This is a genomic window from Pedobacter hiemivivus (genome assembly GCF_005144565.1).
Lineage (GTDB): Bacteria > Bacteroidota > Bacteroidia > Sphingobacteriales > Sphingobacteriaceae > Pedobacter > Pedobacter hiemivivus.
In genome coordinates this window covers 76801-92241 of sequence record NZ_SWDX01000005.1, presented here as the reverse complement: position 1 = coordinate 92241, position 15441 = coordinate 76801, and the positions used below count along the sequence as shown (strand labels likewise).

The following is a 15441-nucleotide window of genomic DNA, read 5'->3' as shown; positions in this document are numbered from 1 at the left end:
TAGAATTGTACATAAGTTTTTTTAATGGTTTATTGTCCTGAAAAATGATGGATCAGAAAACTTATTCCGAGCGGAAGTGTACCACCACTTTCGCTCTTTTATTGTTTATCTGATAATAATACTGTCCTGAATTTTTACATATAGTTTTCTTTTATTGATTGACATTTATTTCTGTTGTTGGGTGAATTGCTACCATATCACTACTTTGTTCCCCTCAATTCTATACCGGAACTCTGCAGATATGCTTAGTGCCTTCATTACAGTGTCGATGCTCTGGTTTTTTACTTTCAGGCTGATCTGTTTTGCCAATAGTGACTTGTTTTTAAATAGGATGGTGACTTTATAGTACCGCTTTAGTTGATGGGCAATGTTTTCCAGAGTCTCGTTTCTGAAGATGAATTTGCCCGTTTGCCATGCTTTGATATTGGCAACATCTACACGTGATTGACTAAATTTTTCTGTGGAGCGGTTATAGGAAAGCTGGTCGCCAGTTACCAGCATATAGGTCTTGATTTTTGCTTTTGTTGGGGTTACACCTACTTTTCCAGAAGCCACAGATACAGATAACTCTTTATCCCCTCCGGAGGCTTGAATATTAAAAGATGTTCCCAGTACCTGTATATCCAATTTATCAGTATGCACTTTAAATGGGCTTTTAGGATTATGGGTAACCTCGAAAAATGCTTCCCCACTAAGAAATACTTCTCTTGTCTTCCCACTAAAAGAAACAGGGTATTTTAATCTACTCTTCCTGTTAAGGGTGATCTTGGTGCCATCGCCCAAAGTGATAATCTTTACTTCGGTGGTTCCGGTCATCATTTCCCGAAGGGCTGTGGGGGGAGCCCAATAGTGGCTTTTATTGTTGAAATAAAAAATCCCGGTTATCGTTGATAAAATCAACAGGCTTGCGGCTACCGACCTTATCCAAATCGGGAAACGAATAGGTTTTGCTGTTTCTATGGGGAAAAAATGTTCTTTTAAGTCACCCTGCGAAAGCGCTTGCCTTACTGCTAACTGATCAGCAGTAAGCTGCCCAATGGCATCCAGTTGGATGAGCCAGCGCGCTATCAATGTTTTCTCCTCTTCGGTTACCAGTCCCATCTGGTATTTCCGAAAAAGCTCTTCTAAATGTTTTCTTTCGTTCTGCATTCTATAAGTAATAAGCAGAATGGAAGGGAAAGGCCCAGAAATTAATGGTTAACTTTTTGTTATCTAATTGTTAACCATATTAAGACAAGTAATTCAAAAGCTGAAATAGAAGGGGCGGATGTTGCTTGTCTAATGCGATTGAGTGCGCTGTTGATCTGGTTTTTGACAGTCTTTGGAGAAATATGAAGTTTTTCTGCTATTTCAGCAATGGAATATTCATTACTTCGGCTCATGATAAAAACTTCCCGCATTTTATCAGGCATTTCTGCTATCGTATGGTTGATCACTTCCATCACGGCCTCGTACTGCAAGTCCATTTCCCTAATTTCCATTTCATCAAGATAGGGGGAGGTGTCCAGCTGCTGTTGAAGAAAGTCTGCAAAGTTTTTAAAATGCTTTTCCCGAAAACCTTTGGCCCTGAAGTATCCAGAAAGCTTAAACCATAATCGATTTTTAAGATAGTTAGTTAAAGGATTACTGATTGAAAATGTGGCACGTTTGTCCCATAGTTCAATAAACATATCCTGCAACAGATCGTAGGCCTCATCCTGATCTCCGATCTTTTTTGCAGCCAAAGCAAATAAGGATTTGTAATAACGGCGGTGCAGTTCTTCAAATGCAGTATAGTCAGAATTCCTGATCAATTGCAAAAGATCCTGTTCCCCTATATGTTCCATGCATTATTCTAATTTACCGTGCCAAAGATATTCCAATGAATATTAAGAATATGTTAAGGAATGGAGTGAAAACATAACCGGGAAGAGGGTGCCGATTAGCAAGGATAAACAGGTTCGTTGATTTATAAAATCAACGAACCTGTTTGCAGCAATTAAACGTGATTAAGCTGGTTTTTTTAATTCCTCATTAACGATACTAGCGGCCAAAATTACGGCATGTAGATTCTCGTAATAAGCGATCAGATTACCCCGTTCGGCATCAGTTAATACAAATCTCTTGGTATAGAAGCTTTGTTGAATCATTCGCCAAAGCATTTCAAGACTTTCATCAAGCGGATAAGTCTCAAAAAAATATTTTAATACAGTTTTAGCGAACTCCTGAAGCTCGGCCGGGGTTCCTGTTGGTTTCTTGTGTAGAAATAGTTCGTTTGGATACATATGCTCATTTTTTTTAAGTTTTAAAAAATGAGTCTCAGTAGGAGATTTATAGCAAACTATAGCTGGTTGGTTTTATCGTATAAAACGAAGGTGAACTATAGTTACTGTTGCACAACTCATAGTCTTCCAACCAAAATTCAATGATGTCTAACTACTACGTTTTGATTGCGAAAATCATTCCTAATTATTTTCATAAATAATTGTAAATGAATATATTAATTGTTATTTTCATAACATGCAAGGCAAAAAAGACTATCAGGAAAAACTGTTTATCCGATTTCAACTTTCGGATTATGTTCCACAGGATAATTTTTACAGACAGCTTAAGGGATTATTAGACTTTAGTTATTTATATCAGTCTACAGCCAAATATTATGGCAAAGAAGGTCAGAAGAGCATCGATCCTGTAGTTTTTATGAAGTTGATGCTGGTAGGTTATTTGGAAAACCTGAATAGCGACCGTCGCATCATCGCTACCTCACGTATGCGAATGGATATTCTTTACTTTATTGGGTATGATTTAGATGAGGAACTTCCCTGGCATTCTACCCTTAGTCGTACCCGTCAGCTTTACGGGGAAGAGCAATTTATTTCAATTTTCAAACAGATATTAACGCAGTGTGTAGATAAGGGTCTTGTATCAGGCAAAAGACAGGCGGTGGATAGTGTATTTGTCAAGGCGAATGCCTCTATGGAAGCTCTGGTTAAAAGAGAAATTCTGCAGGATGCTTCCGCTTATACTAAAGAGCTAAACACCAATATAAAGGAAGAAATTATTGATCCGGCTCCCGCTTTTAAAGAGTTGCCGCCTGATGGTAAAAAGCCAAAAAAGAAACTTACCAAAGGTACCAACAAAACCCATGTAGGTCCTACTGATCCTGATTCCCGGATGTCAGTAAAGCCGGGCAAAGCTACTAAGCTAAACTATCTTGGCCAGGTCTGTGTTGATACAGAAAACCACGTGATCACTCATATACAAGCATTTCGTGCGGACAAAGCGGATAGTCAATGCCTGAAAGAAGTATTGATAAACACCATAGAAAACCTAAAAGATAATTCTCTGGAGATAAAAGAAGTTCTTGCCGATGGAGGATATAGCAGTGCAACTGCCTTGCAGGCATTAGAGAATATTGAGGTTGTAGGGTATATACCGAATGCCCCCGGATACATAGCCCAACGGGAGGGGTTTACTTATGATAATAAAAATGACCGTTATATCTGTTCCCAGGGCAAATATCTTCCCTTTAAGAAGTTTAGAACTGATTCAGGCAATACTTATAAGCTCTACAAAACAAGCGTTAAAGACTGCAGGGAATGCCCATTAAAAGAAAGATGCGCAATCCAGCTGGATACAAAACCATGGAAGATTCCATTTCCAAGGAGCTATTCAATCAGATGCATCTACGGATGCAAACCAGAAAAGCAAAAAAAATGAAGCACTTAAGATCAAGCACAGTGGAGCCGGTGATAGGTTCACTTGTGAATTTCAACGCGATGAGCAAGGTAAATACCAAAGGAATAAAACTCGCAAATAAATGTATGATTATGGCTGCTGTGGCATACAATATAAAAAAGCTTGTAAAAGCAAATGCTGTAAAACTTAAAAAAAATGCAGCAGTGGCGATAAAAGTCCACGAATATAATGTCAATAGCTACTGGCATGATTTGAATACCTTTATGAAGGACATATTACGCATTAATGGCGTGTTTTGGAGCTAACTTTTAATCTGAAAAGTAAAAAGGCCGAATAACCATTATGAAATGAAATATCCTGTACTTTGGAGCCTATATTATCTATCACGGAATTAATGTTGTGCAACAGTAACTATAGCGAGCTCTAAATACCGTACCCCTAGGCTTCTCACTGTAATGGGTTTTGAATTAAATCTATTGCAAGATTATTAGAATAATTTTAAGACACGATATTTTCTGTAAAATTATTTATAATTTATTTTATAGGAAATATTGTGATTAATTTAGATGTTTTGGCAGGTTCTATTCTAATGAACTAGTCCATCACGTTTATAGCCAAATAGTAGGTTTCTCCACACCTTGTTCACACTTCCTTCACACCAAACCCACAAACAGGTACCTTTTCGTGAAGGAAGTGTGTCTAATGTGTGAATCATGTGAGGACTTGTCTCGCAGGAAGGCCTAGGGCTGGTCGCAGTTCTTATCGAGGAATGTGTTTAATAGTTTTATAGGTTAAACTTAGCAGAAGGCCTGTCGTTATTCGATTGGTCTCTTGTGAAATCTTTGTTTTCAATAACAATACCATAAGTATCTGGATCGAGTCTTTCATTATTGAAACCGTATTTAGCAAAATTTTGAGGGTAGGTTAAATTACTAGAATGGTAGTTAATGAGTTCATTATTATGAAAACTCATAATCAATTGGTTTACCTCGCCTTCACCAGTATAAACAAAATCGGAGCGGTCAAAGTAAAAAAAGAAGTTGGCGATATTTTTAAAACTTTCGTAGAAGTTGATTTTAATATTACTTCCTGAAATGGTTATCCCACTCTGCTGCATGCCACGTAAGGCGACCCGAGTAATGGATTGTTGTAAGCTATCTAAAAATAAAACGACTAATGAAGTTTGGTAACCGGCTTTCTTAGCATAATCTGCTAAATCTTTAAAAGATGCATCATTAAACACCGTCTCAATTAGGATGTCCTTACCATTATCAATGGCTTGTTTAGCTAAGTCCTTGGTTCTGGCCTTATAAACATCTGTCATCAAAATTTCAAAGCTTTCAAGCTCGTTTAACCGGGTTCTAATAAATGTAGATTTACCAGCGGCATTGCAACCTGCGACAAAGACTAGCTCTGGCATATGTTAGTCCAATTTTTTAACAATTGTATCTCTAACCTCCACAGGCATATCGTTCTCATCAGTAATAACTTCAAGAGAGACTAGGAATTTTTCGCCGCTTGGTAATTCTTTACGCCAATAACCACCATCTTCAGCAAACTGAGCATAAAATGGATTACCTAATTCAAACGCCCTTTGACGTCCTAACTCATGCATGTTCCCCATGTTTTTTAAAAGACGGTCAACAACTGAAGAAGCTCCCATAATGCTAATTTTATTGATCAGATACCTTTATTCAAGTATATTTAATTTTGAATACTCAAATATAGCAAGACTATACTGTAAATACTCTATTTAGAGTAAAAATGAAGTTTGAAACACTTCTTTTGGTATGATAAATTTAGTGTGTTGAACCAAAAAAGCCTCTCAGTTTTCACTGAAAGGCTTTGTAATTTGGCTCCCTCTGCTGGGCTCGAACCAGCGACCCTCTGATTAACAGTCAGATGCTCTAACCAGCTGAGCTAAGAAGGAGTGCTGGTTGCCAAAACGTTGTTTGATGTCTTTTAAGGACAAAAACGTATGTTTGTTTTGGGACTGCAATATTAAGGATTTTTGATGAAAGGGACACTAATAAATGTAAAAAAACTCAGTATTTCTTTTCTGCTTTTCTATTTGTTTGAAAATCAGGTGTTCTTCTGTTGGATTAATAGCAAAAAAGCCTCTCGTTTTTCTACGAAGAGGCTTTTTTGGTTAGTACGGATTACCTGTGCTCGGACTATTAAAGGCTATGTTACCTCTTATTTCTCCGGCAGGAAAGGCCGCGCTGTGAACATTAATATACCATTTGCCTGATAATAGTTGGGCGGCTTCTACATCTGTAAGAGCCCGTGTGGTTCCACTTAAGCTGCCAGTGTTGCCGGTAGCAAATCCAGTAATGGGAATAACTACTGGTGAACTGATCGTTGCGCTTCCATTCTCAGCTCCATGAAAGTGCATGTTGGTTGTGGTTGATTGTGGATTGTCTAACAACCAGTTGATTTGATAAGTGATCATTTTCGTCGCGGGATCGTAAGAAAGTGCCGCTGTTCCACTTCCTGCCGTGGTTACAGCAGGAACTTCAGATGCCCCATTCATTACAACATTTGCTGTTCGAATTGGATTTACGACAACTGGTTTCGATTTGTATTTTTTACAAGCTCCTAGAGCTAGGGCACTAATCGCTACTATGAATAGTAATTGTTGCCATCCCTTTGGGTTTAAAAAAAACTTTTTCATAATGTAGGTGTTTTTGTAATTCATTTACTGTTGCTATCCAGCTTAACATTCTCTATAAGTTAGATTAGTCTATTAAAAATCGGTTACTTCCTTTCATCTAAGAATTGCAATCTTTTTTCATTCCAAAACCATCAATGGACACATTTAAAGGACTTCGGTCCCAACAGTTTTCGGAGATAGAGCTGATTAGTCTTATCGTTAGTGGACAAAAGAGGCTTTTTGAATATGTGATGCGAGGGTATAATCGGCGTCTTTACAGGATTGGAATGTCTATTCTTCATCGCGATGTTGATGTGGAAGATATGATGCAGAACACCTATCTTAAAGCCTATGAGCATTTGAATGAGTTTGAACAAAAATCTTTATTGGGTACTTGGCTTACCCGAATTATGATTAACGAATGCTTGTTACAAAAGAAAAGAAATCGGCGTTTTGACATAGAAAGCGCTGAAAGTTATTCAGGTAGTAGGACTGATATGCAAACTCCCGAAAATATCCTGGTCTCTAAGGAGTTGGGTTTACAACTGGAAGACGCTATAAGCAGATTGCCTGAGCAGTATCGTTTGGTATTTGTATTACGGGAGATCGAAAATTTATCCGTGAAGGAAACAGGGGAGGCCTTGAGTATTGGAGTTTTAAACGGTACCGCAGAAACTTGATATTCATCCTCGAAAATTATATACCCAGGATTTTTACTAGTAATTCTTTCTATTAAAACATCATACTTTTCCGCTATTTCAATAAAATGTTGAATGTATTTAATGTGCTCTTTAGCTGAATCTTTGAACCAGGATAAAGATGTATTAGCATTATACTTGCTTGTCCCGTTGGAAAATCTAGTTGGTTTTTCAAGATTTCGGTCAAACCATGCTGTTAAAATTTTTAGCTTACGACTGTCATCATTGGTCGTAAGTGGATGATCATCTCTCAAATACTTTAAAACCATAAATATGCCGGTTTCCAACTCGCCGTAAGGATTAATAAATTGAGTCGTAAATCGAAGATACATTAGTTAAGGCGTTACATTTAGGAATAAAAATACTAAAAAAACATTACTATTTGATTCCGCTTGATCCCTATTTGATCGTCCGTGATGCAATCAGGATGTGAAATTTGCTTAAAACCAAAAAAGCCTCTCAGTTTTCACTGAAAGGCTTTGTAATTTGGCTCCCTCTGCTGGGCTCGAACCAGCGACCCTCTGATTAACAGTCAGATGCTCTAACCAGCTGAGCTAAGAAGGAGTGCTGGTCGCCAAAACGACGTTTTCGATCTCGTAAAGAGGCTAAACGTTTGTTCGTTTTGGGAATGCAATATTAGGGGTTTTAATTTATTTATGCAATATTTGCAGTGAAAAATTTTAAAATAATATTCAATTAATTTATATGAGCCTGATAATCATAGGAACTGTAGCCTTCGATGCTATAGAAACTCCCTTCGGAAAAACGGATAAAATAGTAGGTGGAGCTGCAACATACGCTAGTTTAGCTGCTTCTTACTTCTATAATAAAGTTAAAATTGTAGGAGTTGTGGGTGATGACTTTGAAAAAAAGGACATCGATACCTTTACTGAACATGGGATTGATACTGAAGGATTGCAAATCAAAGAAGGTGAGAAATCATTCTTTTGGTCAGGTAAATACCACAATGACATGAACAGCAGAGATACTTTAGTTACTGAACTAAATGTATTGGCTGATTTTGATCCAATTATTCCAGAGAGCTATCAAGACTGTGAGTTTTTGATGCTAGGTAATCTAACTCCAATTGTACAACAAACAGTAATCAATCGTCTTGAAAATAAGCCTAAGCTGATTGTTTTGGATACAATGAACTTCTGGATGGACATTATGATGCCAGATTTGTTGGAAACGATTAAAATGGTAGATGTATTGACTATTAATGATGCCGAAGCGCGTCAGCTATCTGGAGAATACTCTTTAGTGAAAGCTGCCAAGAAAATCCTGACGATGGGACCAGAGTATTTGATCATTAAAAAAGGCGAACACGGTGCTTTGCTATTCCATGAAGATAAAATCTTCTCGGCTCCGGCACTTCCTTTAGCGGAGGTTTTTGATCCAACAGGTGCAGGTGATACTTTTGCTGGCGGTTTTATTGGCTATATGGCTAAAGTGGGTACGGTTAACTTCAATAACATGAAGAATGCTATTATTTTTGGTTCAGCTTTGGCTTCTTTCTGTGTAGAGAAGTTTGGAATTGAGAAAATTGTGAACCTTACGGATGAAGAAGTTGCTGCACGTGTGCAGGAGTTTGTGAGCTTAAGCTCTTTTACGATCGAAGCATAATAACAATGATCTGATCATAGATCTTTCTAAAATGGCTATTCAGATAATGAATAGCCATTTTTTATACATTCAGTTTGCCGATTACGGTAAATTTTTCAAATACGGTTTCCGTATGTGGGGCATCTGATAATTCCTCAGTTAAATCCTGTCCGGCCCAATGTTCGTAATGCTTGCCATTGCGCCACAGCCGACTTTCTGTAACGTCGTAGATCAAACCTTTGTAAGCCACCCATATTTGTGGCTTGTCTTGCCCATTGCGCAGAGCCAGCTGTTGTTTGGTGTACAGCTGTAAATTATCCATCAACTTTGACCATTTTGCTTTTAAAAAGCTCAAATAAGTACACTGCCATCAAAAGCATTCCCAGAAAGTAGAAATAAGCCTCGATTGGTAGGTAAGCGAGGTATAATTTTAAGGATGCATTTTCATTAAATATAAGAAGGGATTGTTTTTTAATGACCATACAGCCTAGATAAAACGGAATTAACAAAACCAAATAGGTTCTGTAAAAGCGGTACATAAATCTCAGTTTATTTTTATATTCTATGTAAAGTAACAGTGCTAAGACAACAATAAAGGTAGTTGCAGTGTATAATTTTAGGTAGCCAAAAAACAAAAAGGCAATACATATACCCAGCATTAAGTTGCTAACTGAGAGACTAAACTTTTCGAGATTATTGTTTGGAAACCTGGTGTTTAAAAAACGGTAGGTGAATAATCCAAAGGCAGGAATAACAAAGGAAAGAAGGATAATTTGAATAGGTAAGCCAGCTATAACTACTCCGGTTAAAAGGTTGGCATTAAAAGATAGGATGCCCAATGCGCTGAACAGCATTGCAAATAAGGAAAATAGGAGGCCTGTTAAACAAATTGATAATAAAATTGTTTTCGTATAACTATTATTCATGTATTAATGATAAATTCAATCTCAAAAGTATGATTTTGACATCGTTTAACAACTATCTAATCTCAGCAGTATGAAAAAAGCGCTACTATCACTTTTCCTTGTAACTTTTTGTTTATTCGCTTACAGTCAGGATGTACCAAAAATTGATACTACTAAAAACTGGACTATTCATGGTGAGAATACATTTCTGGTCAACCAGAGCTCTTTCTCTAACTGGTCGGCGGGTGGTGTAAATTCCATTGCCGTCAACCTGGTTCTTAATTATGATTTCAATTACAAAAAGGACAAGTGGAGTTGGGATAATAAAGCGATTGTAGGTTATGGGCTTAGTAAACAGGATGGTATCGGAATGCGTAAAAATGATGATAGGATTATCTTAAATAGTTTACTTGGTTATAAAGCTGCTCAATATTGGTTATACACTTTTTATGCAAATTTTCAAACGCAGTTTACGAAGGGTTATACTTATGACGGTGATACAAGAACCAAAATATCCAATGCTTTCGCTCCAGCTTATCTAACATTTGGACCCGGTATCGCCTATAAAAGATCGGATAATTTTAGGGTCAATTTTTCGCCTGTAGCTTCAAGGATCGTAATGGTATTTGATGATGATCTGAATGCAACAGCACCTGCTTTTGGTGTTGATCCAGGAAAGAATATCCGTTTTGAGTTTGGTGCATCATTGGATGCTTACTATAAAGTGAATCTGATGGAAAACATTAGTTTTGAGAATATACTAAAACTATATTCCAACTATCTGGATAAGCCACAAAATATTTATACTGATTATACTGCCAACCTGTTTATGAAGGTAAATAAATTTGTTACTGTAAATGCTGGGTTACAGCTGATTTATGATGACAATACTAGGATTACGAAAATAGTAAACGGCGTTAAAGAGGATTGGCATAAAGACTTGCAGGTAAAACAGATCTTCGGCGCAGGTTTAACCTATAAATTCTAAGAGCAAGGCAGGTGTTTATTTTGTACGGGGTAAAATGATATCTTTGCTTCTACCTATAAAAACATCAAATAATGCTTTTGAAGTATAAATACCTGCTTTCCGTTTTCATTTTACTCTGTTTTTCTTCTTGTTTTCAGATTATTGAAGAAATTAATCTCACTTCTGCAGGTTCCGGCACGGTTAATCTGACGCTAAACCTTAGTGCCAGCAAGACAAAAGTAGCCTCGGTTATGCTGATGGATAGCGTCCAGGGATATAAAGTGCCCTCAAAACAAACGATTCAAAAAGAATTGGATGAGGTTGTGGCTTATTTAAAGAAATCCCCCGGAATAAGCAATGTTCAAAAGAAAGTAGATTTTGAAAATTATATTGTGAGTGTATCTTTTGCATTTAAAGATATCACGAATATTGATCATGTAAATCAAAATGTGCTCAAAAAATTAAAGATCAAAGGGCTCAACAACTCTTCTTATACCTACAATCCTAAAAGCCAGGTTTTTCAACGCAGTTATCAGCATACCAAAGAAGCTGTGGCAGAGTACAATAAGTTAAAGCCTGAAGTTAAAAAAGTATTTAAAGATGCTACTTATGTAAGTATTTATAGGTTTGAACAGCCCGTAGTATTATGTACAAATCCTTTGGCAAAAATATCAAAATCAAAAAAAGCGGTTATGTTTAATACCGGTGTTCTCGGCTTAATAAACGGAAAAACCGATATATCTAACCGCATCACAATAGCAAAATAACGTTTCTATTTAATTTACCCTAACTATGAATTCTTTTTACAGATGCTTAACAGCATTACTTTTAATCAGTCTTACGTTTACATCTAATGCACAGGATCTTGTGCATAAAATCCCTGCTAATGCGCTTGCCGTAGCAACCATCCAAGGTAAAAACTTAACGGACTTAATGTCTTTAACTGAATTTAACAATTCGTTTCTTGGAAAAGAATTATTGGCAAAACACGCTAAAAAATCAGATAAGCCTTTTACTACATTTATGGATCTTGGTTTTAACCTTGCTTCCCCATTTTATTATTATAACCAGAGCAACGATAGTGTAACTTATAATTGTTTCCTGGCTCCTGTTAAAGATGCAGCTCAAGTAGAGAAGCTGTATGCACAAGCTGATCAAAAGATTAGTTTAAAAGGTAATGTGAGGTATTATTATAATAGCGATTCAACCGAAGTAGCGCGCTGGAATGGCGAAATGTTTCTGTTTGTAATAGCCAGAGGTAAAAAAGAATACTTTTCGAAGCCTGAAGTGATGGAACGTTTTGGATTAACTAACCCATATCCAATAGCTGATACTGTCGCAATTGATAGTGCAGCAGCCGCAGTTGATAGTTTAGCAGCTGACACTATCGCTGTTGATTATTCGGAGCCGGCAACTGTGGAAATAGGTCCGGCAGACTCAGTTGTGGTTGATACTGCAGAAGCATATTCATCTGATCCTTTTTTTAAAAATGAAGACCAAAAGAAATCAATTGTTGCGAGTTGGACACAGCGCATGATGGATGATTTTTTTGCTGGTACCAATAAAACATCCATATTAAACAATATCGATTTTGTAAAAAATGTAGATGCTAAGGCTGAAGCTACTATCTGGGTTTCGGGTGTGGATAAGCTTTTCGATACTTATGTGCCTACAAGTTATTTAAAAGGCTTTAGTTTTTTAAGTGGCTATGGCAGTGGAAACGTAAAGCTTTACCTCGAAGACAAATCCATTCGTATTACCAGTAGCATGACTTTTAGTGATGACATTGCCGCTGTTTTTAAAAGGGTACACAAAAGAAAACTAAACAAGCGCTTTTTGAAGTACGTGAATGAAGACCGTATGATTGGCTATTTGGGCTATGCCGTGGATACTAAAGCATATCTTGAAGAATACCCGAGGTTGATGTCGAAAATTTATGGCTCCGTATATGCTGATGAAATAGGTATGGCTGCCGATCTATTCTCTCTTTTATTGGATGAAGAAGCAATCGGAAAGGTATTTAAAGGCGATGCACTGTTTGTTTTTAATGGTCTTTCACAAAAGGAAGTAAGCTATAAGTCGTATGAGTACAACGAGGAGAACTTTGAGAGTAAAGAAGTGATGAAGACTAAAAAGGAGACTTTGCCAGATTTTTTAATGATGTTCTCTTCTGAAGATACACGATTGATGGATAAATTGATTGCTTATGGTGTGAAAAAAGAGCTGGTGAAAAGAGGATCAGGATATTATGAATTGAGCATCCCTAAAAGTCCTTTGGCACTTTACTTTACTATCAAAGACAATATTGTTTTCTTAGGTACCAATAAAATGGAAATGGATGACATTGCTTCGAACAGGTCTGTCGCAAAGATTTCTGCCAAGCAGAAGAAAATGTTATTGAATAGCAATTATGCGGCATATTTTAGTGCTAAAAAGCTTTCTGGAAAGATCCCTTCTGAAGAATTGGGTGGTGCTGAGAAGCTAGAAAAGACTAACCGTGTGTTAAATTCATTGGGCGATATTTATCTGAATTCGAACCCAGCAAAAGGGAATGTGTTGTCCGGACAAATGAGTATGGATATTCCCGCTAATCAACCAAATGCTTTAAAATATCTTTTATCAATTATTGAAGACGCAAAGAAATAGGTTTAAGCTTATAGCAACAATTCTGTCAGCGGTAGTTTTGCTACTGCTGACTGTTTATGGTTATCTGTCGCTAAGGAAATATTATGCCTATAAGGACACTATACATGCAGATGCGGAATTTATAGTTAAGGTTGATGCAGATCAGCTATACTATAGTCTTGCTAAGGACTACCTGAGCAATCTATCTTATTATCGAAGTAAAAAGGGGAGTTCAATTGAAAGTGGCTTAAGCATACCTGCGCAGATTTTTATTTATACCGTTAAATCCAAGTCTACCCAAACTTACTTTTGTGCTATGCCGGTAGGAGACACGCTATTACTGAGGTCGTTTATCAAACAAAAGCTGGGTATAACCACGTTGAAACATATGGGGCAGTATGTAACTGGAAGGTCGGCGGACGGTCGACTTACTATTGCCTTTAATGGGGATACGTTTGCGGTAGGGTATTCGTTTAATGCTGAAAATGTAAATGATGTCATTGCAGATTTGTTAAACAAGAAAAATCTGTTGTCTGATAAAGACGAAAAGATCGCAAAGCTGAAAGCACTAAAATCACATTTAGCTTATGTTTTTGAAGAATATACTGGGGTAGGTGATTTTAAAGATGGACAACTTCATATGGAGGGCGACTTTAATTTTAAAGATTTTGCAGTGAAAGGAAAGCGTTTTAGCCACCGTGTTTTTGATAAAGATGCCATCGTAAAAATCTGGCTGAATGCTAAGCCATCCTTGAATAAAAGCTTTAGGGCAATTAAGGTTAAAGATTATGAAATATATCCTGATAGCTTATTGAAGTATTATAATGGATATTTTGATGTGGAAATGGGAAAGCCGGTAAGTCAGGCAGATACCGTAATCACTTATGAGTATAACGATGATTTTGAGAAGGAAGAAACCATTACTCCCCGCATTGTAAAAGTGCCGGGTATAAACAGTGTTGTTGCAGGTAATGCTACAGAATTATTGAACTATCTGAGCAAGGCAAACATCATTAGTAATAGTCGTGTTAATAAGGAGTTGTTTCCTTTGTATAACCTTTATACTATACATAACCGAGCAGAGATGGTATTGAGTACTGATCAGCATGCGGTTACATCGAAATTAACGGAAAGCACACCTTATTTTTTTTATCTGTATGCTGATTTTGATCAATTGAAATCGCAGAGACAATTCCCCCTTTTTGAAAGATATATCAAACAGTTGAAGAGACTGGTTGTTAATGCCAAACCTGAAGCCGATGAACGTCTTGAAAACAAGGAGGATACTGGAAGAAATCACTTCGAAATTGACTTGTATTTCAAAAGAAAAGATGTAAATGCATTGGGACAATTGCGTTAAAATTCTGGCATTTGTGGTATATTAGGGTTTAGATCATTTTTTATGTCAAACATCAATCTGATTATTGAAGAACGCCCGGCAAGTATAGGAAGCTTTATGGTAGGCCGTCTTTTGCCTTTTAAGGATAAACGTATGGTTGGGCCTTTTGCTTTTATTGATCATATGGGGCCGATATGTCTGAGTGATACCGAAAATTTGGATGTTCCACCACACCCGCATATCGGTTTATCCACGCTAACCTACCTTTTTGAAGGAAGCATTATGCATCGCGACAGTATCGGCAATGAAATAGAAATAAAGCCTGGGCAAGTGAATTGGATGACTGCGGGCAAGGGGATTGTACACTCAGAAAGAACTCCAACATATCTTCGTAATTCTGATAAAATGATGCATGGCCTGCAGATCTGGGTTGCTTTACCTAAGGAGTTAGAGGGGATGGAGCCGGAGTTCTTTCATGTGGAAGAGAAAGGGCTTCCGGAGTGGACCGAGGGTGGTGTCCATTTTAAACTGATTGCAGGCGAGGCTTTTGGAAGGAAATCTGAGGTGCCAGTTTACAGTCCGCTTTATTTTATAGAAGTGAAAAGTACGAGTAGGCAAACTCTTAAAATAGGTAAGGAGCTGTTTGGCGAAAGTGCTTTATACATTTTGGAGGGAGCTATAGAGAGTGAGGGCAATACCTTTGGGCCTAAACAAATTTTGGTGGCGAAAGACAGTAAGCTTTGCGAGTTTGATATGCAGGAAAACTCAACGATCTATATTTTTGGAGGTGAACCTTTTGCCGAATCTAGAATCATTTATTGGAACTTCGTAGCCTCTTCGGAAGAAACGATTGAGAAAGCGAAAGCCATGTGGTTGGAGCAATCGTTTCCACAGGTGCCAGGCGAAACGGAATTTGTGCCGCTGCCTTTGCAAAGTAAAAATGTAAAACCACGTTTGTAATATTTGTACTT

The 15441-nt window shown here is 37.3% G+C and carries 17 protein-coding genes and 2 tRNA genes; 9 read left to right on the top strand and 10 right to left on the bottom strand.

Annotated elements, in window-relative coordinates; genetic code table 11:
- Window positions 1-189: 189 nt before the first annotated feature.
- The 3 genes from FBD94_RS13670 to FBD94_RS13660 all read right to left on the bottom strand — a co-directional run bounded on the left by FBD94_RS13670 (window position 190) and on the right by FBD94_RS13660 (window position 2264).
- On the bottom strand, window positions 190-1149 hold the full coding sequence (locus FBD94_RS13670) for a FecR family protein (protein ID WP_136880585.1): 960 nt from the start codon (window positions 1147-1149) through the stop codon (window positions 190-192).
- A gap of 59 nt (window positions 1150-1208) precedes the next feature.
- On the bottom strand, window positions 1209-1826 hold the full coding sequence (locus FBD94_RS13665) for a sigma-70 family RNA polymerase sigma factor (protein ID WP_136880584.1): 618 nt from the start codon (window positions 1824-1826) through the stop codon (window positions 1209-1211).
- A 162-nt stretch (window positions 1827-1988) separates the two neighbouring features.
- The gene (locus tag FBD94_RS13660; RefSeq protein WP_136880583.1) at window positions 1989-2264 is read right to left on the bottom strand and encodes a hypothetical protein; all 276 of its coding nucleotides are present in this window, start codon (window positions 2262-2264) and stop codon (window positions 1989-1991) included.
- A gap of 235 nt (window positions 2265-2499) precedes the next feature.
- Here FBD94_RS13660 and FBD94_RS13655 point away from each other — a divergent pair, with 235 nt between their 5' ends.
- Both FBD94_RS13655 and FBD94_RS26450 read left to right on the top strand, forming a co-directional pair.
- Window positions 2500-3699, top strand: coding sequence for a transposase (locus tag FBD94_RS13655; RefSeq protein WP_136880582.1), 1200 nt, complete (start codon window positions 2500-2502; stop codon window positions 3697-3699).
- Complete coding sequence (locus FBD94_RS26450; RefSeq protein WP_262710991.1) at window positions 3696-3983, top strand: transposase; 288 nt, start codon at window positions 3696-3698, stop codon at window positions 3981-3983. Before FBD94_RS13655 ends, FBD94_RS26450 begins: the two co-directional genes overlap by 4 nt.
- 479 nt (window positions 3984-4462) lie before the next feature.
- Here FBD94_RS26450 and FBD94_RS13645 read toward each other — a convergent pair whose 3' ends face one another.
- From FBD94_RS13645 to FBD94_RS13630, 4 genes are all read right to left on the bottom strand, one after another.
- Window positions 4463-5098, bottom strand: a complete 636-nt coding sequence (locus FBD94_RS13645) for a zeta toxin family protein (RefSeq protein WP_136880580.1) — start codon at window positions 5096-5098, stop codon at window positions 4463-4465.
- A 3-nt stretch (window positions 5099-5101) separates the two neighbouring features.
- A complete protein-coding gene (locus tag FBD94_RS13640; RefSeq protein ID WP_136880579.1) occupies window positions 5102-5341 on the bottom strand; it encodes a hypothetical protein in 240 nt (79 codons plus the stop codon).
- 190 nt (window positions 5342-5531) lie between these two features.
- Window positions 5532-5608, bottom strand: a tRNA-Asn gene (locus FBD94_RS13635).
- A 219-nt stretch (window positions 5609-5827) separates the two neighbouring features.
- Entirely contained in the window at window positions 5828-6352 is a 525-nt protein-coding gene (locus FBD94_RS13630) for a CHRD domain-containing protein (RefSeq protein ID WP_169472304.1), read from the bottom strand.
- Window positions 6353-6486: 134 nt separating this feature from the next.
- On the opposite strand from FBD94_RS13630, the gene FBD94_RS13625 reads away from it, so the two are divergent.
- Window positions 6487-7011, top strand: a complete 525-nt coding sequence (locus FBD94_RS13625) for a sigma-70 family RNA polymerase sigma factor (protein ID WP_136880577.1) — start codon at window positions 6487-6489, stop codon at window positions 7009-7011.
- A 505-nt stretch (window positions 7012-7516) separates the two neighbouring features.
- On the opposite strand, the gene FBD94_RS13620 is transcribed toward FBD94_RS13625, so the two are convergent.
- Window positions 7517-7593 (bottom strand) — tRNA-Asn (locus FBD94_RS13620).
- A gap of 141 nt (window positions 7594-7734) precedes the next feature.
- On the opposite strand from FBD94_RS13620, the gene FBD94_RS13615 reads away from it, so the two are divergent.
- A complete protein-coding gene (locus tag FBD94_RS13615) occupies window positions 7735-8655 on the top strand; it encodes a PfkB family carbohydrate kinase (RefSeq protein ID WP_136880576.1) in 921 nt (306 codons plus the stop codon).
- 61 nt (window positions 8656-8716) lie between these two features.
- On the opposite strand, the gene FBD94_RS13610 is transcribed toward FBD94_RS13615, so the two are convergent.
- Together FBD94_RS13610 and FBD94_RS26595 are read right to left on the bottom strand one after the other, a co-directional pair.
- On the bottom strand, window positions 8717-8956 hold the full coding sequence (locus tag FBD94_RS13610) for a cytochrome b5 domain-containing protein (protein ID WP_131611448.1): 240 nt from the start codon (window positions 8954-8956) through the stop codon (window positions 8717-8719).
- Window positions 8949-9293 (bottom strand): lycopene cyclase domain-containing protein, encoded by a 345-nt coding sequence (locus FBD94_RS26595; RefSeq protein ID WP_394347791.1) that lies wholly within the window; start codon window positions 9291-9293, stop codon window positions 8949-8951. The genes FBD94_RS13610 and FBD94_RS26595 overlap by 8 nt, the downstream gene beginning before the upstream one ends.
- A 337-nt stretch (window positions 9294-9630) precedes the next feature.
- Between FBD94_RS26595 and FBD94_RS13605 the strand changes: the two genes are divergently transcribed.
- The 5 genes from FBD94_RS13605 to FBD94_RS13585 all read left to right on the top strand — a co-directional run bounded on the left by FBD94_RS13605 (window position 9631) and on the right by FBD94_RS13585 (window position 15430).
- Complete coding sequence (locus FBD94_RS13605) at window positions 9631-10527, top strand: DUF3078 domain-containing protein (RefSeq protein ID WP_136880575.1); 897 nt, start codon at window positions 9631-9633, stop codon at window positions 10525-10527.
- 71 nt (window positions 10528-10598) lie between these two features.
- Entirely contained in the window at window positions 10599-11273 is a 675-nt protein-coding gene (locus FBD94_RS13600) for a hypothetical protein (protein WP_225874810.1), read from the top strand.
- A gap of 25 nt (window positions 11274-11298) precedes the next feature.
- Complete coding sequence (locus FBD94_RS13595) at window positions 11299-13152, top strand: hypothetical protein (protein ID WP_136880574.1); 1854 nt, start codon at window positions 11299-11301, stop codon at window positions 13150-13152.
- Window positions 13133-14491: a hypothetical protein gene (locus FBD94_RS13590; protein WP_136880573.1), complete on the top strand. Its 1359-nt coding sequence runs from the start codon at window positions 13133-13135 to the stop codon at window positions 14489-14491. Before FBD94_RS13595 ends, FBD94_RS13590 begins: the two co-directional genes overlap by 20 nt.
- 42 nt (window positions 14492-14533) lie before the next feature.
- Window positions 14534-15430, top strand: coding sequence for a pirin family protein (locus FBD94_RS13585; RefSeq protein ID WP_136880572.1), 897 nt, complete (start codon window positions 14534-14536; stop codon window positions 15428-15430).
- Window positions 15431-15441: the final 11 nt, after the last annotated feature.